Origin of the sequence: Stenotrophomonas pictorum JCM 9942 (assembly GCF_001431585.1) — a bacterium.
GTDB lineage: Bacteria > Pseudomonadota > Gammaproteobacteria > Xanthomonadales > Xanthomonadaceae > Stenotrophomonas > Stenotrophomonas pictorum.
The window spans coordinates 24,666-50,957 of the sequence record NZ_LLXS01000045.1; the positions used below are offsets into that span (position 1 = coordinate 24,666).

Sequence of the window (26,292 nt, forward strand, 5' to 3'; positions counted from 1 at the left end):
CCGATGATCCGCCCGATCCTGTTCTGCGCCTTGTTCACCCTGCCGATGTCGGTGTTCGCTTCCAGTTTTGCCGGCACTTCGGCGGGCTCGGCGACCGGTGCCTCCTCTAACTCTTCGGGCAGCAGCTCCGGCGATGACAAGGTGGTGCTGGATGCCCGCGAAGACGCGGCCGGTTTTGTCGGCAGCGGCGGGGTGATCCGGGGCGCCTATCTGGAAGCGGCACTGTTGCACCTGCGCGAGCGTGATGCGGCCGCCCGCGAGGCCAGCGACATGGCGCTGGCGCGGAAAATCCTGGCGCTGTGATGGCCCGCTGCCGGCTGCCGCCTGCGCGGTGGCTGGCGCTATTGCTGCTGCTCGGCAGCGTCTTCCCGGTCGGGGCGGCGTTGCGGGTTGAAGTTGCGGATACCGGTCTGACACCCGCACAGCGGCAGCTCACCCAGCGATTGCTGGAGGATGTGCTGGGCCGTCTTCCGCACCCATTCAAGCAGCGTTTCGACCTGCCGCTGCAGCTGCGCTGGCGCGACGACTTGCCGGCGCAGGTGCATGGCCGGGCCCGTGGCCATGAGCTGGGGCTGCAGCGCGCACTGCTCGAGCGTATCGACACTGCCGAGACTGCCGATCCGCACGCGTGGCGTGCGGCACAGGCGGCCCTGATCCACGAGCTGGCCCACGCCCTGGACCGTTTGCCTGCAGGGCGCTGGTCGGCACAGCCGCGGTTTCTGGACCTGGCCGGCTGGCAGCGCAAGCCGCTGAAGATGGGCCGAGGCCGCAACGCGTTCGCGCTGCGCAGCCCGGACGCCTATGAGCGGCACAGTCCCGCGGAGTTCTTCGCGGTCAACCTGGAACATGTGCTGCTGGATCCGGATTACGCCTGCCGGCGCCCGGCATTGCAGGCGTGGTACGCCGCCGCGCTCGGGTTGGAGCCGGTCACGGACGGCGCCTGTGCAGGCAGCCTGCCGTTCGTGCGCGCCGGCGAGGAGGAAGGCACCGGTACGCTGCTGGAGCTGGACCCGCAGCGCGTCTATGAGGTGGACTACCTGCTGGCCGAAGGCAACGACGTGCTGATGAGCCGCTGGGGCCACAGCATGCTGCGGCTGGTGGTCTGCGCGCCGGGGCGCCCGCGCGGTCCGGCCTGCCGCATGGATCTGCAGTACCACCTGGTGCTGTCCTTCCGTGCTTTTGTCGGTGATGTGCAGATTTCCAGCTGGCGCGGATTGACCGGTTCCTATCCCTCACGGCTGTTCGTGCTGCCGCTGAACCGGGTGGTGGACGAGTACACCCGGGTGGAGCTGCGCAGCCTGTCCTCCACGCCGTTGCAGCTGCAGCGCGATGAAGTGGCCGCGTTGTTGCGGCAGGCCGCGCGGCTGCACTGGAGCTATGACGGGCGCTACTACTTCATCAGCAACAATTGTGCGGTGGAAACCTGGAAGTTGTTGCACGAGGGCGTTCCGCGCTTTGCTGCCACTCCGCTGTCTTCGATCACCCCGACAGGCCTGCTGAAGAAACTGCGCCGGGCCGGGGCAGCCGTGCCTGCGCCGGCGGGGGATCGCGCCGAAGCGGTTCGCCGCGGTTATTACTTCGAGTCGGCCGCGCCGCACTATGCGCTGGTGTTTGCGCGGCTGCAGGCAAACACCCCGCTTCCGGTGACCAGCGTCGAGGCGTGGCTGGCGCTGCCGGCCCTGCAGCGGCGACGCTGGATCGACACGGCTCCCGGTTCCGATGGCGAGCATGTGGCTGCGCTACTGATGCTGGAACAGGCGGCGTGGCGCCGCAACGAACTGCGCGCGCGCGACCGGCTCAAGCGCGTGCTGCTGTCGGCGCGGGCCGACTCGAGCGCGACGCCGCGTTTCCGCCAGCTGATGGAGCAGGCCGGAGTGCTGCTGGCGCCGGGCACGCTGCCGGTGGCGGGTTACGGGTTGCCCCAGGCACGGGAACTGGCCCCACTGCGGGAGCAGGTCGAGCAGCGGGTTGCGGTAGCCGCCGCGGAGGCCGCCGCGCTGCGACAGGCCTTGCAGGAGCTGTTGCCGGCGACCGAGCGCGCCGAGAACGAGACGACACGGGCCACGCTGGAGGTGCTGCATCAGCGCCTGCGCGTGCTGTACGGGGACGCTGCGTCATCGGAGAGGGGCGGGGAGCCGCGCTGATACGGAAGATGGTTGTGATGTGTCCGGCCGGCAACGCGGGGCTGTGCTTGCGTTCGGGCTGTGACGGTACGGACGGACAGGCGCCGGGCGCCTGTCCGTCACCTGGCACGCCGCGGTCAGTCGGCGCGGCCGCCGAACTCGCCGGTGGTGGTGTTCACCAGGATGCGTTCGCCGTTGGTGATGTACTCCGGCACCATGATCTCGATGCCGGTATTGAGCTTGGCCGGCTTGGGGCGCTTGGTGGCGGTGCCGCCCTTCAGTTCCGGCGGGGTCTCGACCACTTCCAGGGTGACGTGCTGCGGCAGCTGGATTGCCACCGGCTGCTCGTCGATCACCTGCACGTAGATGCCGGTCAGACCTTCGGTGATGTAGCCGGCGTCGTCGCCGATCACGTCCGCGTCCAGCGTGTACGGGGTGTAGTCCTCGTCATCCATGAACACGAAGGCATCGCCATCCATGTAGGAGAAGGTGGACTGGCGCCGCAGCAGTTCCACTTCCGGCAGGTTGTCATCGGCGTCGAAGCTGGCATCGAGCTTGTTGCCGCCCGGCACGCTGTACATGATGAACCGGAAGCGGACGTTGCCGCCGCGGCCCTGCGGCGAGCTGCGCTCGATGTCGCGGATCTGATAGACGCCGTTGTTGTACTCGACGACGTTGCCTTTCTTGATGTCGTTGGCTTTCATGCTTGGAAAGTCGGTTGGGGTTGCGGAAGGGGGAAACGCAAGCGGGCGCCGTGTGGGCGCCCGCGGATGGATCATTTCGGTGCCAGACGCACGGCACCGTCAAGGCGGATGGTCTCACCGTTGAGGTAGGGATTGCCAATGATGTGGCCGACCAGGCCGGCGAAATCTTCCGGCTGGCCCAGGCGCGACGGGAACGGGATGGAGGCGGCCAGCGACTCCTGCACATTGGCCGGCATGCCATCGACCATCGGCGTCCAGAACACGCCCGGTGCGATGGTCATCACGCGGATGCCGAAGCGCGACAGTTCGCGGGCCATCGGCAGGGTCATGCCGACCACGCCGCCCTTGGAGGCGGAGTAGGCAGCCTGGCCGATCTGGCCTTCATAGGCGGCGACCGAGGCGGTATTGATGATCACCCCGCGCTCGCCGGCGGCGTTGGCCTCGTTGTGCTGCATCAGCTCGGCGGCGGCCTTGGCGACGTTGAAGCTGCCAACCAGGTTGACCATCACCGTTGTCTGGAAGTTGGCCAGCGGCATGGCGGCCTCTCGGCCCAGCACGCGGCCGGCACCGAGGATGCCGGCGCAGTTCATCACCACGTTCAGTCCGCCGAGGAACGCTTTGGCGGCACCCAGGTTGGCGGCCACACCGGCCTCGTCGGTGACATTGGTGGTGAAGTAGCGGGCATTGTCGGCGCCCAGCTCGGCGACGGCGGCAGCGCCTTTCTCGTCGTTGAGGTCGAACAGGGCGACCTTGCCGCCGTGGGCGACGAGGAAGCGGGCCACACCCAGGCCGAGGCCGGAGACACCACCGGTGATGACGGCACGAACGGAGGACAGCTGCATTGGAACGATCCTGCGGAAAAGAGCGCCGATTCTAGCCGATGGCCGACCGTGCGCCGAAACCGGTCAGCGCAGCCGGCGGGCGAATTCACGCGGTGACAGGCCGGGGGCGAACAGGAAGCCCTGGCCGATCGGCACCCCCAGTTCGAGCAGGAACTGGCGCTGGGCTTCGGATTCCACCCCTTCGGCGACCAGGCCCAGGCCGAGGCTGCGGGCGATGCCGCAGACCGCCTCGCACACCGCGACATCCGAGCGGTTGCCGGGCACGCCATTGATGAACAGCTGGCTGAGCTTGAGGCCGTGGATGGGCAGATGGCGCAGGTAGTTCAGCGCGCTGTAGCCCTCGCCGAAATCGTCGATGGTCAGCATCACGCCCATCTCGCGCAGCTCGGCGAAGGTATGCAGCGTGGCCGGTGCGTCCTCGATCAGCACGCGTTCGGTGAATTCCAGCTCCAGCGCCGCACCGGGCAGCCGGTATTCGTCCAGTATCTCGCGCAGGCGGCGGGCCAGGTTGTCGCCATTGAACTGGCGGTAGGAGACATTGATGGCGATGCGGACCAGCCCGAGCCCCTCGTCCATCCATTCGCGCACCTGCCGGCAGGCTTCGCGCAGCACCCAGTCGCCGATGCGCACGATGTCACCGGTGGTTTCGGCGTGGCTGATGAAGATGTCCGGGCGCAGCTCGCCCAGTTGACGGTTGCGCCAGCGGATCAGCGCCTCGGCACCGACGATGCGGCCGCCACGCAGATCCACCTGCGGCTGGTACACCAGCCGGAACTCGTTGCGCTCCAGTGCGCGGCGCAGGCGGCGCTCGATCTGCAGGCGGTCACGCTGCTCGCGCGCCAGTTCCGGCGTGAACACCTGCCAGCCGTTGCGGCTGCGGCGCTTGCATTCGTACATGGCCCGGTCGGCGTTCTGGATCAGTTCCTGCGGGCTTTGCCCATCTTCCGGTGCGCGGGCGATGCCGATGCTGGTGGTGACCGCGAATTCGTCCTTGCCCAGCCGGAACAGCGGGGCGAAGGCATCGGTGATGGCCTGCGCCAGCAGTTGCGGATGCTCGGGCACCTCGCGGGCATCGCAGATCACCACGAATTCATCGCCGCCGAAACGCGCCAGCAATCCTTCGGTGCCGATGGCGTTGGCAATGCGGCGGGTCGCTTCGATCAGCAGTTCATCGCCGGCGTTGTGGCCGAGCACGTCGTTGACCGTCTTGAAGCGGTCCAGGTCGATGTACAGCACCGCGACCTGGGCGTGGGAAGGGTTGCCCAGCCGCGCCTTCAGGTCGGCCAGGGCCGCGTCGCGATTCATGATGCCGGTCAACGGATCGGTGCGGGCCTGGGTCTTGAGGGTTTCCTCGGCGTGTTTGCGCTCGGTGATGTCCTGCAGCGTGCCGGCGATGCGGCTGGAGGCCATGTCGCCGGCTTCGATCTCGCCGATCATGCGGATCCACACACTGTGGCCGTCGCCGCGCAGTCCCTGCAGATCCAGTTCGAAGCCGCGCTTGCGCTCGACCTCCCGGTCAAGGGTCTGTTGCAGGCGCAGCCGGTCATCGCTGCCCAGGCACTGCAGCAGCTGCTCCAGTGTGGCCGGCGGCGGCGTGTGGCCGAGAATGCGCTGCGCCTCGCCGGTCAGGTACAGCCGCTGCTGGCCGCGATCCCACTCCCAGCCGCCGATATGCGCCAGCGCCTGGGCGCGATCGAACAGCACATGGTCGCGTTTGAGCTCGGTGACGTCGCTGAACATCGAGAACACGTGGTCGGGCAGGTCGCGCCCGCAGGAAAATACCGGCACCGTGGTGATCGAGATCCAGATCATGCGCCCGCGCGGGCGGTGGTACAGGCCGACGATGGTGCTGGGGATCGTGTGACCATCGCGGAACGCGCGTGACACCGGCCATTGCTCCGTGCGCAGCCGGCGGCCGTGCTCGTCAACAGTGATCCACTCTTCGCCTTCCATCGGAATCTGCGTCGGCGGTTCGGCGCCGAGTCCGAGGATGCGATGGGCCGCCGGATTGGCCGAGATCACCTGGAAGTGCTGATCGAACAGCATCACGCCTTTGTCGATGGATTCGAGCAGCAGCCGGTAGCGCGATTCGGCCTGCCAGCGGCGGCTCAGGTCGCGGGCTACGGCCACGATGCAGGGCTGGCCATCGTTCTGGAACGACGCCGAATGCACCTCCACCGGGAAACGGCTGCCATCGCCGCGCATGTTGGTGACTTCGATCACATAGGTCTGGCCGCGGTTGAGGGTGTCCCAGACCGGTTGCAGGTGATCCTCGGGCAGATCCGGATTCAGCAGTTCGATCGGTTGGCCGACGATCTCCTGGCGGCTGCGGCCGTAGGCCTGGACGCCGGCGGCGTTGACGTCCAGCACCGTGCCGCTGGCGCTGAGGATGCTGACCGGGTCCGGGAACGCATCGAACAGCGCCCGGTAGCGCTGCTGCGCAGACTGGCACTGGGCGGTGGCCTGCAGCAGGGCATCGCGCGCCGCCTCCAGTACCGGCTTCAGTCCGGCCGCCAGCGGCTGGCACAGGGCGTGCTCCAGATCGGCCAGCGCATCGGCAGGGGCGGCGGGATGACCGCCGTCCTCGGGTGCGACGCGCTGGCCGGAGCTGCTCATGTGGCCGCCAATGCTTTTCCTGTCTTGCTGCCTGTATCCCGGCCCAGCCGTTCGCTGAGCCAGCGTCCCGTGGCGGCCAATGCCGGCAGGTCCACGCCGGTCACCATCCCCATTCCGTGCAACATATACACCACATCCTCGCTGGCGACATTGCCGCTGGCGCCCCTGGCGTAGGGACAGCCGCCGGTGCCGGCCACCGCCGCGTCGACCACACGCACGCCTTCTTCCAGGCAGCTGGCGATATTGGCCAGTGCCTGACCGTAGGTGTCGTGGAAGTGCACGGCCAGCGCGGCCATCGGTACCGCAGCGGCGACGGCGCGCAGCATCGCCGCTGCCTTGCGCGGGGTGCCCGCGCCGATGGTGTCGCCCAGCGAGACCTCGTAACAGCCCATCGCGTGCAACTGGCGGGCGACACGGACCACTTCGGCTACTGGTACTTCGCCCTGGTAGGGGCAGCCCAGCACGGTGGAGACGTAGCCGCGGACCTTGATCCCATCGGCTTGGGCCCGGGTCAGGATCGGCGCGAAGCGGCGCATGGACTCGTCGATGCCGGCATTGGTGTTCTTCAGGTTGAACTGCTCGGAGGCGGCGGTGAACACCGCCACTTCTTCCACGCCGACCGCCAGGGCGCGTTCGTAGCCCTGTTCATTGGGGACCAGCACCGGATAGCTGACCCCGGGGCGACGCTGGATACCGGTGAACACGTCGGCCGCGTCAGCCAGCTGCGGCACCCACTTGGGGCTGACAAAGCTGGTGGCCTCGATGCTGCGCAGGCCGGTGGCCGACAGGCGGTTGATCAACTCGATCTTGTCGGCGGTGGCGATGAGCTGTTTTTCGTTCTGCAGGCCATCGCGCGGGCCGACTTCGACAATGCGGACGAAATCGTTCACGCGCACCCCGCGACGGTAGCGGGCAGGGAGATGCTGGAAAGCATGGTTCAGTCCTTCTGCGCCCAACGCGGCGCGCGTTTCTCGAGAAATGCCGATAGCCCTTCGCGACCCTCGTCGGAGGCGCGCAGGGCGGCGATCAGGCCGGCATTGGCGCGATCGAGTGCATCGCGGTCACCGCCGGCCGCGCAGACCTCGCGCACCAGTGACTTTGCCGACGCCGCGGCTGCCGGGCCGGCCTTGCGGAGCAGGTCCAGCTGCGCCTGCACGGCGGCATCAAGCCCGGCAGCGGGGACGACCTGGTGCACCAGGCCGATATCGCGGGCGGTGGTGGCATCAAAATGCTCGCCGGTGGCGAACCAGCGCCGCGCCTGGCGGGGGCCGATGGCGGCGATCACATACGGAGAAATGACGGCCGGCAGCAGTCCGAGACGGCTTTCAGTCAGGCCGAAGCGGACACCGTCCACGGCAATGGCGATATCGCAGCAGGCCACAAGGCCAACGCCGCCACCGAAGCTTGCGCCATGGACGCGGGCGATGGTGGGCTTGGGTAGCTCGTCGAGGGTGCGCATCAGGCGCGCCAGCGCCAGCGAGTCGGTCCGGTTTTCCTCCTGGCTGGCGCTGGCCATGGCGCGCATCCATTGCAGGTCGGCGCCGGCGGAAAACGACGCGCCGCTGCCGGTCAGCACCACCGCGCGCACCTCCGGATCGGCGCCGACGCGCTCCAGCGCGGCGGTCAGGGTGGCGATCAGCCCGGCATCGAAGGCGTTGTGCAGTTCCGGGCGGTTCAGGCACAACGTCGCCACGCCGCGCTCATGCTGCACGAGCAGGGTATCGCTCATCGGGAAATCCATAGCTGACAGGTAATCCTGCGAATCATAGCGGTGTGCCGGCGGGACGCCATGACGCGCCGCGGCGATGCTAGAATTGATAACCATTCTTATCAACTCATTCATAGGCGCCCTTCAGTGACGTTGTCAGATTTGCCACTGCATGCCTCCGCGCAAGTGGAAAGCGTGCATGACCTGCATGCCAATGATGCGATTGCCCGCCGCCTGCGCGAACTGGGCTTCGTCAATGGAGAAGAAGTCCGCATGGTCGCCCGCGGCCCGGTGGGTGGCGAGCCGCTGCTGATCCAGGTGGGTTTCACCCGTTTCGCGCTGCGCCGTTCGGAGGCAAGCCGGGTCCAGCTCAGCGGCGTCGATGCGGCCTCGCAGACCTCTGAAGAGGTGCGCGCATGAGTTCCTCGGCAGCGGTGGCACGGCTGGCGCTGGTCGGCAACCCGAACAGCGGCAAGACCGCACTGTTCAACCAGCTCACCGGCAGTCGGCAGAAGGTGGCCAACTACACCGGTGTGACCGTGGAGCGCAAGGAAGGCCGCATGCGCGGGCCGTCCGGACGTGAATACGCGGTGCTGGATCTGCCCGGCGCCTACAGCCTGCAACCGGCCAGCCTGGACGAGGCGATCACCCGGGACCTGTGTCGGGGGTTCTATCCGGGTGAGGCCGCGCCGGATGCGCTGGTATGCGTGATCGATGCGACCAATCTGCGCCTGCACCTGCGTTTTGCGCTGGAAGTGCGCGAGCTGGGCAAGCCGATGATCGTGGCGCTGAACATGGTCGATGCGGCGCGTCGACGTGGTATCGGAATCGATGTGCCGGCGCTGGAAAAGGCGCTGGGCGTGCCCGTGGTGGAGACCGTGGCGGTCAAGCACAACGGCGCGCGCGCGCTGGTGGAGCGGATCGATACGCTGGTGCCGCAGCTGGCCTCGTTGCCGCCGCCACCTACGGAAGCCGGTATGGATTACCACGCGCAGGTGCGTTCCATCCTGGCTGCGGCGGTCAGCATGCCTGCGCGCACCGCCAAGGTGGACGACACCCTGGATCGCTGGCTGCTGCACCCGGTGTACGGGTTGTTGACCCTGGCCGTGGTGATGTTCCTGATCTTCCAGGCGGTCTATGCGTGGGCCGCGCCGCTGATGGACGGGATCGAGGCGTTTTTCGGCTGGCTCGGTCCTCTGGTGGCCGCTTCGCTGCCAGAGGGGCCGCTGAGCAGCCTGCTGGTGGATGGCATCATCGCCGGTGTCGGTGGTGTGGTGGTGTTCCTGCCGCAGATCCTGATCCTGTTCGCTTTCATCCTGGCGCTGGAGGAATCCGGCTATCTGCCGCGCGCGGCCTTCCTGTTGGACCGCATGATGGCGGCGGCCGGGCTGTCGGGGCGTTCGTTCATCCCGTTGCTGTCCAGCTTCGCCTGTGCGGTACCGGGCATCATGTCCACCCGCTCGATCCAGGATCCGCGTGACCGCCTGGCGACGATTCTGGTCGCGCCGCTGATGACCTGCTCGGCACGGCTGCCGGTGTACGCGCTGCTGATTGGTGCCTTCATCCCGGAAAAGACCGTGGGTGGCATCTTCAACCAGCAGGGGCTGGTGCTTTTCGCGCTGTATGTTGCCGGCATCCTCAGTGCGCTGGCGATGTCGTGGACGATGAAGAAGTTCCGCCGCGACAAGGGGGAACACCCGCTGCTGCTGGAACTGCCGTCCTACCGCGTGCCGCATCCGCGCGATCTGCTGGTCGGGCTGTACGAGCGCGGGATGATCTTCCTCAAGCGCGTCGGCGGCATCATCCTGGCGCTGACCATCCTGCTGTGGTTCCTGCTGTCGTTCCCGGGTGCGCCCGAGAACGCCACGATGCCGGCCATCGATTACAGCTTCGCCGGTCAGCTCGGCCACGCGATGGCGGTGATCTTCGCGCCACTGGGGTTCAACTGGCAGATCTGCATCGCGCTGATTCCGGGCATGGGCGCCCGTGAAGTGGCGGTGTCCTCGCTGGCGACCATCTATGCGCTTTCCGCCGCGGACGATGACGCGGCGATCCAGGCGCTGACCCCGGTGATCAGCGATGGCTGGACCCTGGCTACCGGCCTGTCGCTGATGGTGTGGTTCATCTACGCGCCGATGTGCATTTCGACCCTGGCCACCATCAAGCGCGAGACCAATTCCTGGAAGCAGATGGCCTTCGCCACGGTGTACCTGTTTGCAGCCGCCTATCTGGCGGCGCTGGTGACCTACCAGGTGGCCAAGGCGCTCGGGGCCGGCTGAGCATGGACACCGGCCTGCTGTTGCAATACCTGGTCATCGCGCTGGCGGTGCTGGTCAGCGCGTGGGTGGTGCTGAAGAAGCAGTTTCCGGGGCTGCTGCGCCAGCTGCGTGGCGCACTGGCGCTGTGGCTGGTCAAACGGCACTCGCTCCGGTTGCAGGCCTGGGGCCGGCAATTGGCACCACCGCCCTCCAGTACGTCAGGTGCCTGCGGCGGTTGCGACGGTTGCGGTCCAGGAGAGCCCAAGCAGCATTGAAAAGAAACGCCGGGCCAGCCCGGCGTTTCTTTTGCCCCATCCGTGCCCGGCCAGACCATCCTCCCTCCCGGACTGACGTGGAGGAAGGTCCGTTATCCGTGAGCGGGCGGGGCGCGGTGGTGGTTGGCGTCTGCGAGCAGGGTGCTGGGCACGCACAGTGCGGCGCTGGTGCACGCCGGGATGAATCACTGATGCACCGGTGGTGCTTGTCGGATCCGGCGCCAAGGCGTTAGTTTTCCTGCCATGAACAACACTCCGACTCGTTTGCTGATCCATGGTGCCTCCGGGCGGATGGGTCAGGCCCTGCTGCGTCTTGCGGCAGAAGATTCCCTGTTGCAGGTGGTGGCGGCCGTGGTGCGCAAGCCGCCGGCGCAACGGGTAGTGGACGGCATTCCGCATTTTGCGGCCAGTGAGCTGGCCGGGGTGCCCGCGTTCGATGTGGCCATAGATTTCAGCCTGCCGGAGGGCTTTGATCCGGTTCTGGCGTTGTGTGCGGAGCGCGGCGCAGGCTTCGTATCCGGCACCACCGGCATCAGTGAGCGGCAGCAGGCCGCGCTGACCGCTGCTGCCACCCGCATTCCGCTGGTCTGGGCGACCAATTTCAGTCTGGGCGTGGCGGTGTTGGCCGAGCTGGTCGAGCGTGCGGCATTGGCATTGCCGGGATGGGATTGCGACATCGTCGAGTCCCATCATGTACACAAGAAGGATGCGCCGTCCGGTACCGCGCTGACCCTGGGGGAGGCGGCACAGCATGGGGGCGCCGATCCGCGCTATGCCAGCCTGCGCGCCGGCGACATCATCGGCGAGCATTTCGTCCAGTTCACCGGGCTGGGCGAGCGGGTGGAGCTGGTGCATCGGGCAACCAATCGCGACATTTTTGCCCGGGGCGCGCTTCATGTGGCCGGGCAGCTGGTCCGGCGTGCGCCGGGGCAGTACCGGGTACGGGATCTGGTGGCGCCGCCGGCAAACGCCTGAATGGGGCGAGCGGCACGGGCGCCAGCGGTCCAGGGTCAATCAAACATGACACGGCACCGGCGGGAGACTGGTGCTTGGGGCCCCTTGCCTTTACAATTCCCGCTCGCCGAAACACGTCAGCCGGACCGGTTCCAGACCGCCGTCCGCGCTTTTTTGCAACCGGTTTTTGCCGTGGACGCAGGCGTGGCTTCGGAGTCCCCCTCGGTAGCCAAAGTGAGATTCCCGTGACCCAAGCCGCAATTCTCGTGCTCGAAGACGGCACCGTATTCGAGGGCGAATCCGTAGGCGCGCCCGGCCTGTCCGTGGGTGAGGTGGTGTTCAATACCGCCATGACCGGTTATCAGGAAATGCTGACCGATCCGTCCTATGCACGGCAGATGGTCACCCTGACATATCCGCATATCGGCAACACCGGCATGAACGACCAGGACGACGAGGCCAGCAAGGTCTGGGCCGCCGGTCTGATCGTGCGCGATGTGCCACGTCGTCCGAGCAGCTGGCGCAGCCAGGTGTCGCTGCAGGACTGGCTGCTCCAGCGCGGTGTGGTCGCCATCGCCGGGATTGATACCCGCAAGCTGACCCGCATCCTGCGTGAGCGGGGAGCACAGAATGGCGCGCTGATGGCCGGTGATATCGATGTGGAGAAGGCGCTGGAAGCCGCCCGCAAGTTCCCGGGCCTGAAGGGAATGGATCTGGCCAAGGTGGTGTCCACCGACACGCCGTACAGCTGGAGCGAAGGTCAGCTGGATCTGGACCGCAATGAATTCCAGCGCGTGGCACCGAAGTTCAAGGTGGTGGCATACGACTTCGGCGTGAAGGCCAACATCCTGCGCATGCTGGCCGAGCGTGGCTGCGAGCTCACCGTGGTGCCGGCGCAGACGCCTGCGGCCGACGTGCTGGCGATGGAGCCGGACGGCGTTTTCCTGTCCAACGGCCCGGGTGACCCCGAACCGTGCGATTACGCCATCGCGGCGATCAAGGAGTTCGTGGCCAGGAAGGTTCCGACGTTCGGCATCTGCCTGGGCCACCAGCTGCTGGGTCTGGCCTGTGGTGCCAAGACCATGAAGATGGGCCACGGCCACCACGGCGCGAACCATCCGGTGCAGGATCTGGACAGCGGCAGGGTGATGATCACCTCGCAGAACCACGGCTTTGCCATCGATGAGAGCGTGCTGCCGGCCAATGTCCGTGTCACCCACCGCTCGCTGTTCGACCAGACCATCCAGGGCATCGCATTGACCGATGCGCCGGCGTTCTCCTTCCAGGGCCACCCGGAAGCCTCGCCAGGTCCGCAGGACGTCGCCCCGCTGTTCGACCGTTTCATCACCCTGATGGGTGAGGCCAAGTAATCGCATTGCCGGACCGGTCCGCCGTTCCGGCAATGCCGTAACGGCAGACGCGGCAATCCAGCGCACACGTTCACTCACTGCGGTCACACGCAGCCCCCAATTCGAGTACTGAAATGCCAAAGCGCACCGACCTAAAAACCATCCTGATCATCGGCGCCGGCCCGATCGTCATCGGCCAGGCCTGCGAGTTCGACTACTCCGGCGCGCAGGCGTGCAAGGCGCTGCGCGACGAGGGCTACCGCGTGGTGCTGGTCAACTCGAACCCGGCCACGATCATGACCGACCCGGAGATGGCTGACGCCGTCTACATCGAGCCGATCAACTGGCAGACCGTCGAGAAGATCATCGAGAAGGAGCGCCCCGATGCGCTGCTGCCGACCATGGGCGGACAGACCGCGCTGAACTGCGCGCTGGATTTGGCCGACCACGGCGTGCTGGAGAAGTACAACGTCGAGCTGATCGGCGCCAAGCGCGAAGCCATCCGCATGGCCGAGGACCGCGAACTGTTCCGCGTGGCGATGGGCGAGATCGGACTGGAATGCCCGAAGGCCGCGGTCGCCCACACGCTGGAGGAGGCGCTGGAGATCCAGGCCACGGTCGGCTATCCGACCATCATCCGCCCGTCCTTCACCCTGGGCGGCAGCGGTGGCGGTATCGCCTACAACCGCGAAGAGCTGATCGAGATCGTCGGCCGGGGTCTGGAGCTGTCGCCGACCAGTGAAGTGCTGGTGGAAGAGTCGGTGCTGGGCTGGAAGGAATTCGAGATGGAGGTGGTGCGCGACACCGCCGACAACTGCATCATCGTCTGCTCGATCGAGAACCTCGATCCGATGGGCGTGCACACCGGTGACTCGATCACCGTGGCCCCGGCACAGACCCTGACCGACAAGGAATACCAGCGCCTGCGCGATGCCTCCATCGCGGTGCTGCGCAAGATCGGCGTGGATACCGGCGGCTCCAACGTGCAGTTCGGCATCAGCCCGACTACCGGCCGCGTGGTGGTGATCGAGATGAACCCGCGCGTGTCGCGCTCCTCGGCACTGGCTTCCAAGGCCACCGGCTTCCCGATCGCCAAGGTCGCGGCCAAGCTGGCGGTGGGTTACACCCTGGATGAATTGAAGAACGAGATCACCGGCGGCCTGACCCCGGCCTCGTTCGAGCCATCCATCGACTATGTCGTCACCAAGATTCCGCGTTTTGCGTTTGAAAAGTTCCCGGCCGCCGACGCGCGCCTGACCACCCAGATGAAGTCGGTGGGCGAGGTGATGGCGATGGGCCGCACCTTCAAGGAATCGCTGCAGAAGGCCCTGCGCGGCCTGGAAACCGGCAAGATCGGCCTGGACCCGACCGGCCTGGATCTGGGCAACGCAGAGGACATCACCACGCTCAAGCGTGAGCTCAAGGCTCCGGGCCCGGAACGCCTGTTCTTTGTCGGCGACGCGTTCCGTGCCGGCTTCAGCGTCGAAGAAGTGTTCGCGTTGTCCTATATCGATCCCTGGTTCCTGGACCAGATCGAGGAGATCATCGCCGACGAAAAGCAGGTGCATGCCGAAGGTATCGATGCGCTCGACGCTGCGCGTCTGCGCAAGCTCAAGCGCGCCGGTTTCTCCGATGCGCGTCTGGCCGAGCTGACCGGTACCAACGAGGCGGCGATCCGTGCGCTGCGCCGTGCCCACAAGGTGCGCCCGGTGTACAAGCGCGTGGACTCCTGTGCGGCCGAGTTCGCCACCAGCACCGCGTACCTGTATTCGACCTATGAGGACGAGTGCGAAGCGGCGCCGAGCAACCGCGACAAGATCATGATCCTGGGCGGTGGTCCGAACCGTATCGGCCAGGGCATCGAGTTCGACTACTGCTGCGTGCATGCCGCACTCGCCCTGCGCGAGGACGGTTATGAAACCATCATGGTCAACTGCAACCCGGAAACCGTCTCCACCGACTACGACACCTCCGACCGTCTGTACTTCGAGCCGCTGACGCTGGAAGACGTGCTGGAAATCGTCGAGCTGGAACAGCCCAAGGGCGTGATCGTGCAGTACGGCGGGCAGACCCCGCTGAAGCTGGCGCGTGCGCTGGAAGCCAATGGCGTGCCGGTGATCGGCACCTCGCCGGATTCCATCGATCTGGCCGAAGACCGTGAGCGCTTCCAGCAGCTGGTCGACAAGCTGGGGCTGAAGCAGCCGCCGAACCGCATTGCCCGCAATGCAGAAGATGCGCTGGTGCTGGCGCGCGAGATCGGCTATCCGCTGGTGGTGCGTCCCAGCTACGTGCTGGGCGGCCGGGCGATGGAAATCGTCTATGGCGAATCGGACCTGGCGCGCTATGTCCGCGACGCGGTGAAGGTCTCCAATGACTCGCCCGTGTTGCTGGACCACTTCCTTGATGCGGCGGTGGAAGCCGATGTGGACATCATCTGCGACAGGGGCGGCAACGTCCTGATCGGCGGCGTGATGGAGCACATCGAAGAAGCGGGCGTGCACTCCGGTGACTCGTCCTGCTCGCTGCCGCCGTACTCGCTGTCGGCGCAAACCCAGGCCGAACTGCGTCGCCAGGTCACCGAGCTGGCCAAGGCGCTGAAGGTCGTGGGCCTGATGAACACCCAGTTTGCGATCCAGACCGACGCCGACGGCAACGATGTGATCTACCTGCTGGAGGTCAATCCGCGTGCCTCGCGCACCGTGCCATTCGTGTCCAAGGCCACCGGCATGCCGCTGGCCAAGATCGCCGCCCGCTGCATGGCCGGCAAGACGCTGGTCGAGCAGGGCGCGATCAAGGAAATCGTGCCGGACTACTATTCGGTCAAGGAAGCCATTTTCCCGTTTGCCAAGTTCCAGGGCGTGGATCCGATCCTCGGGCCGGAAATGCGCTCGACCGGTGAAGTCATGGGTGTCGGCCGCAGCTTCAGCGCCGCCTTCGCGCGTGCGCAGGAAGCGGGCAGCATCAAGACCCCGCCGGTCGGCAAGGTGTTCATCTCGGTACGGGATGCCGACAAGCCGCGCGTGATGCCGGCGGTGCAGGGCCTGGTCGAGCGTGGCTACACGCTGGTCGCCACCCGCGGTACCGCGGCATGGCTGCAGCAGCAGGGCTATACCTGCGAGGTGGTCAACAAGGTGGTGGAAGGCCGTCCGCACATCGTGGACAGCATCAAGAACGGCGAGATCGTCTATATCGTCAACACCACCGAAGGCCGCGCGGCGATCACCGACTCGTTCTCGATCCGTCGCGAGGCGCTGCAGCATCGTGTCACGTATTCGACGACGGTTGCCGGTGCCAAGGCGCTGGTGCAATCACTGGAATTCCGCGGTACCGGCCCGGTGTGGTCGCTGCAGGAACTGCACAAGGAGTTGGAAGCATGAGAGCCCCGATCACCCTGAAAGGCGCGCAGCGTCTTCGCGATGAGCTCGATCATCTCAAGTCGGAGAAGCGCCCCAAGGTCATCGCCGCCATTGCCGAAGCCCGTGAGCACGGCGACCTGAAGGAGAATGCCGAGTATCACGCCGCGCGCGAGGAACAGAGCTTCATCGAAGGCCGCATCAAGCTGCTGGAAGGTGAGCTGTCGCACGCCGAAGTCATCGACATCACCAAGCTCAATGCGGGCTCCAAGGTGGTGTTCGGGGCGACGGTGACGCTGGCTGACGTGGAAACCGACGAGGAGAAGCGTTACCAGATCGTGGGCGACCTGGAGGCGGACATCAAACGGGGTCTGATCGCCATTTCCTCGCCGGTGGCGCGGGCAATGATCGGCAAGAACGAAGGCGATTCGATCGTCATCGACGCGCCGGCAGGTCAGCGCGAGTACGAAATCGTCAACGTCGAATACCTCGACTGACGATGGCCAAAGCCACGTTGCTGCTGCCTGCGCGCAGCCGTTTCCCGGCCGGTACGCTGCCGGCACAGGTGGCTGCGGCATTGGGCCGTGCCGAGCGTTCGCCCGGCGCGGCCGGTGAGCTGGCACAACTGCGCCGGCATTTCAGTGCAATCCCGGTGGAGTGGTCGGCAGCGGCGCTGACCCGGGAGGTCGATGCGGGCGATGCTGCCGGTGGTTTCTGGTTGCGCGCCGATCCGGCCAATGTCGTGCCGGATATGCACGGCGCGCGGATGATGGCGGTGGCCGAGACGCTGCGACTGGAACAAGGCGACGTGGATGCTTTGCTGCCCGCGCTGCAGCCGTTGTTTGCCGGATTCGGTTTCCAGCTGGATGCGCCGTCGGCGTCACGCTGGTATCTGCGTCTGCCCGAGGACACGCCATTGCCCGCATTCGCCGCCCCCGAGGCGGTGCTGGGGGATGATCTGTTCGCGCACCTGCCCGACGGCGATCTTGGCCGGCGCTGGCGTGCCTTGCTGACCGAAGCGCAGGTGGTGCTGCACCAGCATCCGTGGAATGAAGCGCGGATCGCGCAGGGCAAACGGGCGGTCAACTCGCTGTGGTTCTGGGGCCCGGGGCGATTGCCCGATTCGGTGCGTACGTCGCACGCGCAGGTGCGCAGTCGCGACGCGTTGTTGCAGGGGCTGGCCAAGGCCGCCGGGGTGCGGCTTGGCGGCGAGCAGGCGGTGGATGCCTTGGTGGATCTGCGCCAGCTGCGCTCCCTGGAGCAGCTGGTCCGTGATGCGATCACTCCCTTGCTGGATGCGATGAAGCGCGGTGAGCTGGGCGAGCTGCTGCTGGACTTTGAGGATGGCGTCCGCTATCGCCTGACACGAGGACAGCGCTGGCACTTCTGGAAGAGGCCGGTCGCGACGCTGGCCGATGAGTGATGTGTTGAAGATCGTCCGGCGTGATCCGGCCCAGGCCGGGCACTGGGGTGACGGCACTCTGCCGCTGTTGCAGCGGCTCTATTCCGCGCGTGGCGCACTGTCTGCCGAGCAGGCGCAGCCGCGTCTGGCCCAGCTGCACGCGCCGGACCTGCTGGGCGGCATGCACAAGGCGGTCGAGTTGCTGGCTGCCGCCATCAGTGGCGACAGGCGCATTCTGGTTGTCGGCGATTTTGATTGTGACGGCGCGACTGCCTGTGCGGTCGGTGTGCGCGGGTTGCGCATGCTCGGTGCGCGCGACGTGGTGCACGCCGTGCCCAATCGCATGCTGCACGGTTACGGGTTGTCGCCATCGCTGGTTGAGGAGCTCGTCGCGCTCAAGCCAGATCTGCTGGTGACCGTCGATCACGGTATCGCCTGTCATGCGGGTGTCCGTGCGGCCAAGGCGCTGGGCTGGCAGGTGCTGGTCACTGACCACCATCTGCCGGGCGAGCAGCTGCCGCCTGCCGATGCCATCGTCGATCCGAACGTGGACGGTGATGCATTCCCGAGCAAGGCATTGGCGGGGGTGGGCGTGATTTTCTATGTGTTGATGGCGCTGCGGCGGCATCTGCGCGAGGCCGGTGCGTTCAAGGCCCAGCCCGAACCGGATCTGTTGACCTTGCTGGATCTGGTCGCGGTGGGTACCGTCGCGGACCTGGTGGTGCTCGATGACAACAATCGTGCCCTGGTTGCCGCTGGCCTGCGTCGCCTGCGCGCCGGCAAGGGAAGTGTCGGCCTGCGTGCACTGATCGACGCCAGTGGCCGGGATCCGCGGCGGCTGACCGCCAGCGACATCGGCTACGCCCTGGGGCCGCGCCTGAATGCGGCCGGCCGTCTGGAAGACATGGCACTTGGCATCGAGCTGTTGCTCACCGAAGACCCGGCGCAGGCGCGACAGATCGCCGCGATGCTGGAAGAGATCAATGCCGAGCGGCGCGCGGTGCAGCAGTTGATGACCGACGATGCCGAGCGTGCAGTGTCCAGGGCCCTGCTCGCGGACGATGGTCAGCGGCCGGTTGCGGCGTGCCTGTTCGATGCCGAGTGGCATCCGGGCGTGGTGGGGCTGGTCGCCTCGAAGATGAAAGACCGGCTGCACCGGCCGGTGATCGCTTTTGCGCCGGCCGAACCGGGGAGCGATGCCCTGCGGGGATCGGCGCGCTCGATCAGCGGCTTCCATATCCGCGATGCGCTGGCAGCGATCAATGCCCGTCATCCCGGCTTGATGGACAAGTTTGGCGGCCACGCCATGGCGGCAGGATTGAGTTTGCCGCTGGCCCATCTGGAGCCCTTCAAGCGCGCCTTCGCGCAGCAGGTGCAAACCACGCTGGACCCGGCCTTGCTGCAACAGCAGCTGCTCAGTGATGGCGAGCTGTCAACCGCGGAGCTGGATTTCGCCCATGCCGAAGCGCTGCGACTGGCGGGTCCCTGGGGGCAGGGCTTTCCTGAGCCCTTGTTTGATGGTGTGTTCGAGGTGCTGGAGTGGCGCGTGCTGAAGGAGCGCCATCTGAAGCTGGTACTGCGCCAGCCGGGTAGCCCGGTACGTCTGAACGCGATCCAGTTCGGCGGTTGGGCCGGCAATGCGCCAAGCCAGCATCTGCATGTCGCCTATCGCCTGGCAAGTGATGACTACCGTGGGGGTCAGGCCATCCAGTTGATGGTCGAGCACGCCCAGCCGGCATGAGTGCCGTGCGTCCCGGCAGGAGCGGAAAAGAAGCCGGCATTGCGCCGGCTTCTGTGTGAACCGCCCGGCCGCGTTACTTGCGCCGTACCAGCAGCCGGTATCCGCCGCTGGCGCGGGAGTCGAAGCTGTGGGCCAGCAGTACATAGCGGCCAGCATCCAGCTCGATCTCCAGTGACGGATCAAGACTGGTGTCGCTGTCATCCTGCTGCGCGACCTCCTCGCCGTCGCGCATCAGGGTGATCAGGCCATCCAGGCCTGAAGTGCCGGTCATGCTGATCACGTACGTGCCCTTGCGCGGAATTTCCAGTGTGTACAGGTCGCGGTTGCCCGGACGCAGCTGCCCCTGGGTTTCGCGGCCGATCGCCAGCTGGGGACGGATCGGACCGTCCGGTGCCGGCGCGGTGGAAGAGGCAAGCTGGAAAATGCCGCCGCGACCGTTCACCGAGCGCACCGAGACGGTGTACTCGCCCGGATCCAGCACCTGCGACAGGCGCGAGTTCACGCCGCCGCCGCCGTCATCGTCGCTCAGGGTGATGTCGCCCCCCTGCACGGTCAGCACGGTGTCCAGCTCGCGGCTGCTGGCATCGAATTGCACGCGGCGGCGATCGGCAAGGTTGAAAGTGAAGCTGCGGGTTTCGTCGGCACTGACGAAACCGCTGGCCATGCCGTCGACCGGCAACGCCGAGCCGTCGGCGAATACCAGCCCTTCGGGGAAGTCGGCCCGTTCCACACCCAGATAGAGCGCGCCGGAGGCCTGCGAGAAGCCGCTGGCGGTCACCGTGTAGCGGCCCGGCTGCAGGGGGGCCACCAGGCGGGAGTTGAGCTGGTTGCCGCCGTCGTCATCTTCCAGGTTGACGCCATTGCCACTCAGTTCCATGCGGCTGTCGAACTCGCTGGATTCCAGGTCCAGGGTGTACAGCCCGGCCTGGTCGACTTCCAGGGTGTAGGTCTTGCTGCCGTTCTCCAGCCAGTCGGTGATGCGACGGCCGGCGGTCAACGGCTTGCCGTCATAGGCTACGATCGGTTTGGCCGATAGCTGGAAGGGACCGAACGCGCGCGAGTCGGCGCCACTGACGGCCACCAGATAGGGGCCGGCCTTGTCGGCGCGCACGCTCAGCGCTGCATTGCCGCGGTCGTCGGATTCGGAGCGCGCCACCAGCACATCACGGTGGAACACCGACAGTGCACCGTTGAGAGCGCCCTGCAGCTTCAGCGAAACCGCTTGGCCGGCGCCCAGCTGCAGCGAAAACAGCTGGCTGCGGGTGCCATCGCTGTAGTTGATCGGACTGGTGGAAGTGATCTCGCCAGACACATCGCCCTTGCTGGCGAGCGGACGGGCGGAGGGGGCCGCGTGGACGGGGGAGCTCATGGCGGTGGCAATGGCCAGAGACAGCAATCCTGCTGCAAATCGCTTCACTTGGACTTCCTTATGGAGAACGTTGGGGAAACGGCGGTGTTCCAGCGGCATCGCCCAGGAGCCCTGGCGGCGCCGGAAATTTTTGACGTGGGGCGGCGACCACCAGCCGGCAGCAGCGCCGGCGGGTCATTGAATCCTCAGTCCACTTCTACTGCGGCAGCAGCATCAGCGGCGGCTGCTGCAGCCTCGGTGGCGGCATCCTTGCGGTTGCTGTTGGCCGGAGTGGTCACATCAGACCCCAAGTCGGTGGTTTCCAGTTCGAAAACACCTTGCTGGTTGCCGAAGCCGGTGACCGCGACGGTGTAGCGACCCGGGCCCAGCGGCAGCGACAGACGGGCATTGGTGCCGTTGCCGCCGTCGTCGTCCTCGGCGTCCACGCCCGGGCCGGTGACATGCAGTACCGAGTCGAAGCCATCGGCGATCGCATCGAACTGGATGTGCCTGGCGCTGTCCAGATTCAGAATGAAGGTGCGGCGGCCGCGCGAATCCATCATCGACTGCGCGGTCTGGCCGACAGTCAGCGCGGTGCCGTCACGTGTGATCAGGCCCTGGTCGGTGGCCGTCATCGCCACGCCGAGCTTGAACGAGCCGGTGCTTCCGTTCAGCGAGGAGGCGGCGATGGTGTAGTCGCCCGGCTCCAGATAGGCGCGGATGCGGGCATTGAGCTGGCCGCCGTTGTCGTCATCCTCCACTTCCACATTGCGGCCGTTCAGACGCAGATAGGAGTCGAACGCGCTGGACTCCATGGTGACGGTGTACAGCCCGGCCTTGGCAACCGTGAGTTTGTATTCCTGCTTGTCGGTGCCGACCAGCCAGTCGGTGATGCGGCTGTCGGCGCCCAGCGGTTTGCCGTCATAGGGCACGACCGTGGCGGTCTTGAGCTTGAACGGACCGAAGCTGCTGGAACTGGCACTGTTGACGGCGATCAGATAGGTGCCGTCCTTGGGCGCGCGGAAGGCCAGGCCGACCGCGCCGGCGGAGTCGTCACCTTCACCTTCGTAGCTGGCGGAGGCGCTGGCGATCATGTTCTGCCCGTCGAACACCGCCAGCTGGCCATTGAGTGCGCCGCCCAGTTCCAGCGCTACCGCCTCACCGTTTTTCAGGGTCATCCTGTAGCCCTGGTGCCGGCTGCCGTCGTTGTAATTCAAACGGCTGGAGGAAGTGATTTCACCGGAGGTCGCATCGCCTACCGCCAGGGTGGGGGCGCTGTCGGCAGCGGCGCCGATACCGAGTTTTTGACATGCGGCCAGAGCCAGCGTCAGGGCGATGGCGGCAAAAATACGGGTGGGGCGGGTTTTCAAGCTGGAGTCCTTGATCATGCAGGCGGTGTCCGTTTCCCGCCGTTGGCGGGTCCATTCATGAATTCTAACGGCACCGCGTGCCGGATCCACGCACCGCGTGAAACGGCGGGCGTGTCCGGCGCTGGCGAGGCCCCGCCGATGGTAGAATTCCCGCCTTGTCTGCCTGTTTGATAGACCGACCCATGATCGAACTGAATCCCATCCGCCAGCGAATCACCGATCTGACCGATCGCGTGGTCTCGCTCAGGGGGTATCTTTGACTACGACGTCAAGAAAGAGCGTCTTGAAGAAGTAACCCGCGAACTGGAAAACCCCGACATCTGGAACAATCCCGAGTACGCCCAGACCCTGGGCCGGGAGCGTTCGATGCTGGACAAGACCGTCAGCGGCATCGCCGCGGTGCTCGATGGCATGACCGATGCCACCGAGTTGCTGGAGCTTGCGGAAAGCGAGCAGGACGAGGACACCGCGCTGTCGGTGGTCGCTGACCTGGACAAGCATCAGGCCCACATCGAGAAGCTGGAGTTCCAGCGCATGTTCTCCGGGCAGATGGACAGCTGCAACGCGTTCGTCGACATCCAGGCGGGCGCGGGCGGTACCGAAGCCCAGGACTGGGCGGAAATCATGCTGCGCATGTACCTGCGCTGGTGCGAGTCGCGCGGTTGGAAGACCGAGCTGATGGAAGTGTCCGGCGGCGACGTGGCTGGCATCAAATCGGCCACGTTCCGGGTCGAAGGCGAGTTCGCCTACGGCTGGTTGAAGACCGAGATCGGCGTGCACCGGCTGGTGCGCAAGTCGCCGTTCGATTCGGACAACCGCCGGCACACCAGTTTCACCTCGGTGTTCGTGTCGCCCGAAGTCGATGACAACATCGAAATCGACATCAACCCCGCCGATCTGCGTACCGACGTGTATCGCTCTTCCGGCGCGGGTGGCCAGCACGTCAACAAGACCGAGTCGGCGGTGCGTATCACCCACATCCCGACCAATACGGTGGTCGCCTGCCAGACCGGTCGCAGCCAGCACCAGAACCGCGACACCGCGATGAAGATGCTGGCCGCCAAGCTCTATGAGCTGGAAGTGCAGAAGCGCAACAGCGAGCGTGACGCACTGGAAGCGACCAAGTCCGACATTGGCTGGGGCAGCCAGATCCGCAATTACGTGCTCGACCAGAGCCGTATCAAGGATCTGCGTACCGGTATCGAGCGGACCGACACCCAGAAGGTGCTGGATGGCGACCTGGATGAGTTCATCGAGGCCAGTCTGAAGTCCGGCCTGGAAGCGGGCGCCAAACGCAACGACGCGTAATCCGGAGTGGCCCGGCATGGGCCCTCCATCGCTGTACAGTGCGGCGACACCCTCTGGTCGTCGCACTTTGTTCTCTCCCCCAAGTGAATACCAAAGCCATGAACGAACAGACTCCGGTAACGCCGCAGCCTCCCGTCGACGAGAACAGCCTCATCGCCGAGCGTCGCGCGAAACTCAAGGCGCTGCGCGGGCAGGGCATCGCGTACCCGAATGATTTCCGCCGCGAGGATTTCGCCGGCGCGCTGCAGGCCGAGTTTGCCGACGCCGAGACCTGGACCTCCGAGGCGCTGGAAGCCTCCGGTCGCACGGTGAAGATGGCCGGTCGCCTGATGGCCAAGCGGGTGATGGGCAAGGCCAGCTTTGCCCAGATCCAGGACGAGAGCGGCCGCATCCAGTTGTTCCTGCAGTCCACCGCGCTGGGCGATGCCTACGCCGCCTTCAAGGGCTGGGACGTGGGCGACATCATTGCCGTGGAAGGTGGCCTGACCCGTACCAAGACCGGCGAGTTGTCGGTCAAGGCCAATAGCATCCGCCTGCTGACAAAATCGCTGCGTCCGTTGCCGGACAAGTGGCATGGCCTGGCCGACGTGGAGCAGCGCTACCGTCAGCGCTACGTGGACCTGATCGTGACCCCGGAGTCGCGCGAGGTCTTCATCAAGCGCTCCAAGATCATCCGTGCGATGCGTGCCTGGCTGGACAGCCGCGACTTCCTGGAAGTCGAGACGCCGATGATGCATTACATCCCCGGCGGCGCCACGGCCAAGCCGTTCACCACCCATCACAACGCGCTGGATCTGGACCTGTACCTGCGTGTGGCGCCGGAGCTGTACCTGAAGCGGCTGGTCGTTGGTGGCCTGGAGCGCGTGTACGAAATCAACCGCAACTTCCGCAACGAAGGCGTCAGCACCCGCCACAACCCGGAATTCACCATGATGGAGCTGTACGAGGCCTACGCCACGTACAACGAAGTGATGGACTTGACCGAAGGGGTGATCCGCGATGTCGCTCAGCAGGTGCTGGGCACCACCATCGTGGAGTGGGACGGAGCGAGCATCGATCTGGGCGCGCCGTTCCGTCGTTGGCGCATGGATGAGGCAGTGCGTCACCACAATCCGGAAATCAGCCTGGCCGATTGCACCGACCATGCGGCACTGCTGCGTCATTGCGAACGCCTCAAGCTCAAGGTCAAGCCGTCATATGGCTGGGGTCGGCTGTTGCTGGAGATCTTCGAGGCGACCGTCGAGCACACCCTGGTCCAACCCACCTTCATCACCGATCATCCGATCGAAGTCTCGCCGCTGGCCCGCGCCAGCGACACCCGCCCCGGCTATACCGACCGCTTCGAGTTGTTCATCAATGGCAAGGAGCTGGCCAACGGCTTCTCCGAATTGAACGATCCCGAGGACCAGGCGGCGCGTTTCCAGGCGCAGGTGGAGGCGAAGGAGGGGGGTGACGACGAGGCCATGCATTACGACTCGGACTATATCCGTGCGCTGGAGTACGGCATGGCGCCGACCGGCGGCCTGGGGATCGGTATCGACCGACTGGTGATGCTGCTGACCGGCCGCAGCTCCATCCGCGACGTGTTGCTGTTCCCCTACATGCGCCCGGAAAACTGAGGCATTCCGCGGCAGGCATGGCGCCTGTCCATGGATATGGTCTAGTGTGACGGCCAGCGATAGCCGCTGGCCGTGCCGCTGGTGCGTATCTGTGATGTGGCATGTTGCACAGTGCGCGGGCCCGGTCGAATATGTTGCAGCGATCAGGCCGCACAGGGGCAGCGCGAAAATGGCGTGTGACATGCAGCAGGTAGCCCGCGATGCTTGCGAGGCTGCTCAACTTCCAGATCACAGCAGTTTCACCGGACACTACAACCACATGGGCTTGGATATCGTCATCGTCGATGACCAGACGTCTGCGCGGACCATGCTTCGGCATGTGATTGAGGACATCGCATCCGAACTGCGGGTGCATGATTTTGCAGACCCGCTCAAAGCGCTGGCCTGGTGTGACACCCATGAGGCCGACCTGTTGCTGCTGGACTACCGCATGCCGGAGCTGGATGGCCTGGAGTTCGCCCGGCGCTTGCGGCGGCTCCCGCACAATCGCGATATACCCATCGTTTTGATTACGGTGGTGGGTGATGAGCCGCTGCGCCAGGCGGCGCTGGAGGCCGGGGTTATCGATTTTCTGGTCAAGCCGATCCGCCCCCGTGAACTGAGGGCGCGTTGCCACAACCTCCTGCAGCTGCGCCAGCAAGGGCAGAGCGTGAAGCAGCGGGCGCTGTCGCTGGAGCAGCGGTTGCTGGCCAGCATGAACGAGGTCGAAGAGCGCGAGCGCGAAACCCTGTCGCGGCTGGCTCGGGCCATCGAATATCGCGATGCCGGTACCAGCGCCTATCTGGAGCGGATGTCGCATGTTGCCGGGCTGATCGCCGAGCAGCTCGGGCTGCCGCCCGAAGAAGCACGCGCCATCGAGATGGCGGCGCCGTTGCATGACATGGGCAAGATCGCCATTCCCGATGCCATCCTGCTCAAGGCCGGCAAGTTGGACGAGGCCGAAATGGCGGTCATGCGACGTCATCCCCGCATCGGCTACGAGCTGCTCAGTGGCAGCAACAGCCGCTTCATCCAGCTGGGAGCCACGATCGCGCTGCGTCACCACGAGCGTTTTGATGGCAGCGGCTATCCTGATGGCCTGGTCGGTGAGGCGATTCCTCTGGAAGCGCGGATCGTGGCGGTGGCCGACGTGTTCGATGCACTGATCTCGCCGCGGCCATACAAGGAGGCGTGGACGATGGATGCAACTCTTGCGTATCTGTACGCCCAGCGTGGGCGTCTGTTCTGCCCGCGCTGTGTCGATGCGTTGCTGCGTGCGCGCGAAGAGCTGGAACAGGTCTGCGCGCAGTATTCGTCCGCGTTCCCGAGACCGGAAGCCTGAG

Annotated in this window: 21 protein-coding genes; 14 read left to right on the top strand and 7 right to left on the bottom strand. The window is 65.9% G+C overall.

The window, feature by feature from the left end; translation table 11 throughout:
- Positions 1-3 precede the first annotated feature (3 nt).
- Positions 4-303: a DUF2388 domain-containing protein gene (locus ARC78_RS13240; protein ID WP_054658297.1), complete on the top strand. Its 300-nt coding sequence runs from the start codon at positions 4-6 to the stop codon at positions 301-303.
- Positions 303-2,144 (top strand): DUF7844 domain-containing protein, encoded by a 1,842-nt coding sequence (locus ARC78_RS13245; protein WP_057506469.1) that lies wholly within the window; start codon positions 303-305, stop codon positions 2,142-2,144. Before ARC78_RS13240 ends, ARC78_RS13245 begins: the two co-directional genes overlap by 1 nt.
- A gap of 116 nt (positions 2,145-2,260) precedes the next feature.
- Here the strand turns inward: ARC78_RS13245 and yeiP are convergent, their stop codons facing one another.
- The 5 genes from yeiP to ARC78_RS13270 all read right to left on the bottom strand — a co-directional run bounded on the left by yeiP (position 2,261) and on the right by ARC78_RS13270 (position 8,014).
- Positions 2,261-2,827: an elongation factor P-like protein YeiP gene (gene yeiP, locus ARC78_RS13250; protein ID WP_054659816.1), complete on the bottom strand. Its 567-nt coding sequence runs from the start codon at positions 2,825-2,827 to the stop codon at positions 2,261-2,263.
- A 71-nt stretch (positions 2,828-2,898) separates the two neighbouring features.
- Positions 2,899-3,669 (bottom strand): SDR family NAD(P)-dependent oxidoreductase, encoded by a 771-nt coding sequence (locus ARC78_RS13255; protein WP_057506470.1) that lies wholly within the window; start codon positions 3,667-3,669, stop codon positions 2,899-2,901.
- A gap of 63 nt (positions 3,670-3,732) precedes the next feature.
- Complete coding sequence (locus tag ARC78_RS13260; RefSeq protein WP_057506471.1) at positions 3,733-6,285, bottom strand: sensor domain-containing protein; 2,553 nt, start codon at positions 6,283-6,285, stop codon at positions 3,733-3,735.
- A complete protein-coding gene (locus ARC78_RS13265; protein ID WP_057506508.1) occupies positions 6,282-7,175 on the bottom strand; it encodes a hydroxymethylglutaryl-CoA lyase in 894 nt (297 codons plus the stop codon). The genes ARC78_RS13260 and ARC78_RS13265 overlap by 4 nt, the downstream gene beginning before the upstream one ends.
- Before the next feature lie 47 nt (positions 7,176-7,222).
- The gene (locus ARC78_RS13270) at positions 7,223-8,014 is read right to left on the bottom strand and encodes an enoyl-CoA hydratase-related protein (RefSeq protein WP_057506509.1); all 792 of its coding nucleotides are present in this window, start codon (positions 8,012-8,014) and stop codon (positions 7,223-7,225) included.
- 126 nt (positions 8,015-8,140) lie between these two features.
- Between ARC78_RS13270 and ARC78_RS13275 the strand changes: the two genes are divergently transcribed.
- The 9 genes from ARC78_RS13275 to recJ all read left to right on the top strand — a co-directional run bounded on the left by ARC78_RS13275 (position 8,141) and on the right by recJ (position 19,325).
- Complete coding sequence (locus ARC78_RS13275; RefSeq protein WP_054656730.1) at positions 8,141-8,413, top strand: FeoA family protein; 273 nt, start codon at positions 8,141-8,143, stop codon at positions 8,411-8,413.
- Positions 8,410-10,272 carry a ferrous iron transport protein B gene (gene feoB / locus ARC78_RS13280; protein WP_057506472.1) on the top strand — a complete coding sequence of 621 codons (1,863 nt, stop codon included), beginning with the start codon at positions 8,410-8,412 and terminating at the stop codon, positions 10,270-10,272. The genes ARC78_RS13275 and feoB overlap by 4 nt, the downstream gene beginning before the upstream one ends.
- Before the next feature lie 2 nt (positions 10,273-10,274).
- Positions 10,275-10,526, top strand: a complete 252-nt coding sequence (locus ARC78_RS13285; RefSeq protein ID WP_054656731.1) for a DUF6587 family protein — start codon at positions 10,275-10,277, stop codon at positions 10,524-10,526.
- A 243-nt stretch (positions 10,527-10,769) separates the two neighbouring features.
- Positions 10,770-11,501, top strand: coding sequence for a 4-hydroxy-tetrahydrodipicolinate reductase (gene dapB / locus ARC78_RS13290; RefSeq protein ID WP_057506473.1), 732 nt, complete (start codon positions 10,770-10,772; stop codon positions 11,499-11,501).
- 224 nt (positions 11,502-11,725) lie between these two features.
- A complete protein-coding gene (gene carA / locus ARC78_RS13295) occupies positions 11,726-12,850 on the top strand; it encodes a glutamine-hydrolyzing carbamoyl-phosphate synthase small subunit (protein ID WP_054656732.1) in 1,125 nt (374 codons plus the stop codon).
- A gap of 113 nt (positions 12,851-12,963) precedes the next feature.
- On the top strand, positions 12,964-16,206 hold the full coding sequence (carB, locus tag ARC78_RS13300; RefSeq protein ID WP_057506474.1) for a carbamoyl-phosphate synthase large subunit: 3,243 nt from the start codon (positions 12,964-12,966) through the stop codon (positions 16,204-16,206).
- Complete coding sequence (gene greA / locus ARC78_RS13305) at positions 16,203-16,679, top strand: transcription elongation factor GreA (RefSeq protein ID WP_054656733.1); 477 nt, start codon at positions 16,203-16,205, stop codon at positions 16,677-16,679. Before carB ends, greA begins: the two co-directional genes overlap by 4 nt.
- Positions 16,680-16,681: 2 nt before the next feature.
- On the top strand, positions 16,682-17,605 hold the full coding sequence (locus ARC78_RS13310) for a hypothetical protein (RefSeq protein ID WP_057506475.1): 924 nt from the start codon (positions 16,682-16,684) through the stop codon (positions 17,603-17,605).
- On the top strand, positions 17,598-19,325 hold the full coding sequence (gene recJ / locus ARC78_RS13315; protein WP_057506476.1) for a single-stranded-DNA-specific exonuclease RecJ: 1,728 nt from the start codon (positions 17,598-17,600) through the stop codon (positions 19,323-19,325). The genes ARC78_RS13310 and recJ overlap by 8 nt, the downstream gene beginning before the upstream one ends.
- Positions 19,326-19,398: 73 nt before the next feature.
- Here recJ and ARC78_RS13320 read toward each other — a convergent pair whose 3' ends face one another.
- Positions 19,399-20,742, bottom strand: a complete 1,344-nt coding sequence (locus ARC78_RS13320; protein WP_145974346.1) for a hypothetical protein — start codon at positions 20,740-20,742, stop codon at positions 19,399-19,401.
- Between the two features lie 137 nt (positions 20,743-20,879).
- A complete protein-coding gene (locus ARC78_RS13325; protein WP_054656735.1) occupies positions 20,880-22,061 on the bottom strand; it encodes a hypothetical protein in 1,182 nt (393 codons plus the stop codon).
- Between the two features lie 164 nt (positions 22,062-22,225).
- Here ARC78_RS13325 and prfB point away from each other — a divergent pair.
- The 3 genes from prfB to rpfG all read left to right on the top strand — a co-directional run bounded on the left by prfB (position 22,226) and on the right by rpfG (position 26,291).
- Positions 22,226-23,351 (top strand): peptide chain release factor 2 gene (gene prfB / locus ARC78_RS13330; protein WP_096144979.1). Its coding sequence is split into 2 segments (ribosomal slippage): positions 22,226-22,300 and positions 22,302-23,351, totalling 1,125 coding nucleotides; the frame shifts between segments, so codons are not numbered across the junction.
- A gap of 98 nt (positions 23,352-23,449) precedes the next feature.
- Positions 23,450-24,970, top strand: a complete 1,521-nt coding sequence (lysS, locus tag ARC78_RS13335; RefSeq protein WP_057506477.1) for a lysine--tRNA ligase — start codon at positions 23,450-23,452, stop codon at positions 24,968-24,970.
- A gap of 259 nt (positions 24,971-25,229) precedes the next feature.
- Entirely contained in the window at positions 25,230-26,291 is a 1,062-nt protein-coding gene (rpfG, locus tag ARC78_RS13340; RefSeq protein ID WP_425478280.1) for a cyclic di-GMP phosphodiesterase response regulator RpfG, read from the top strand.
- The last annotated feature ends 1 nt before the right edge of the window (position 26,292 follow it).

Bases quoted from the DNA above. Each gene is read 5' to 3' on its own strand.
- feoB (WP_057506472.1), top strand. From the start codon at position 8,410: ATGAGTTCCTCGGCAGCGGTGGCACGGCTGGCGCTGGTCGGCAACCCG.
- ARC78_RS13310 (WP_057506475.1), top strand. From the start codon at position 16,682: ATGGCCAAAGCCACGTTGCTGCTGCCTGCGCGCAGCCGTTTCCCGGCC.
- recJ (WP_057506476.1), top strand. From the start codon at position 17,598: ATGAGTGATGTGTTGAAGATCGTCCGGCGTGATCCGGCCCAGGCCGGG.
- carB (WP_057506474.1), top strand. From the start codon at position 12,964: ATGCCAAAGCGCACCGACCTAAAAACCATCCTGATCATCGGCGCCGGC.
- dapB (WP_057506473.1), top strand. From the start codon at position 10,770: ATGAACAACACTCCGACTCGTTTGCTGATCCATGGTGCCTCCGGGCGG.
- ARC78_RS13240 (WP_054658297.1), top strand. From the start codon at position 4: ATGATCCGCCCGATCCTGTTCTGCGCCTTGTTCACCCTGCCGATGTCG.
- ARC78_RS13285 (WP_054656731.1), top strand. From the start codon at position 10,275: ATGGACACCGGCCTGCTGTTGCAATACCTGGTCATCGCGCTGGCGGTG.
- ARC78_RS13255 (WP_057506470.1), bottom strand. From the start codon at position 3,669: ATGCAGCTGTCCTCCGTTCGTGCCGTCATCACCGGTGGTGTCTCCGGC.
- ARC78_RS13260 (WP_057506471.1), bottom strand. From the start codon at position 6,285: ATGAGCAGCTCCGGCCAGCGCGTCGCACCCGAGGACGGCGGTCATCCC.
- rpfG (WP_425478280.1), top strand. From the start codon at position 25,230: ATGGGCTTGGATATCGTCATCGTCGATGACCAGACGTCTGCGCGGACC.
- ARC78_RS13325 (WP_054656735.1), bottom strand. From the start codon at position 22,061: ATGATCAAGGACTCCAGCTTGAAAACCCGCCCCACCCGTATTTTTGCC.
- greA (WP_054656733.1), top strand. From the start codon at position 16,203: ATGAGAGCCCCGATCACCCTGAAAGGCGCGCAGCGTCTTCGCGATGAG.
- ARC78_RS13245 (WP_057506469.1), top strand. From the start codon at position 303: ATGGCCCGCTGCCGGCTGCCGCCTGCGCGGTGGCTGGCGCTATTGCTG.
- lysS (WP_057506477.1), top strand. From the start codon at position 23,450: ATGAACGAACAGACTCCGGTAACGCCGCAGCCTCCCGTCGACGAGAAC.
- yeiP (WP_054659816.1), bottom strand. From the start codon at position 2,827: ATGAAAGCCAACGACATCAAGAAAGGCAACGTCGTCGAGTACAACAAC.
- ARC78_RS13270 (WP_057506509.1), bottom strand. From the start codon at position 8,014: ATGAGCGATACCCTGCTCGTGCAGCATGAGCGCGGCGTGGCGACGTTG.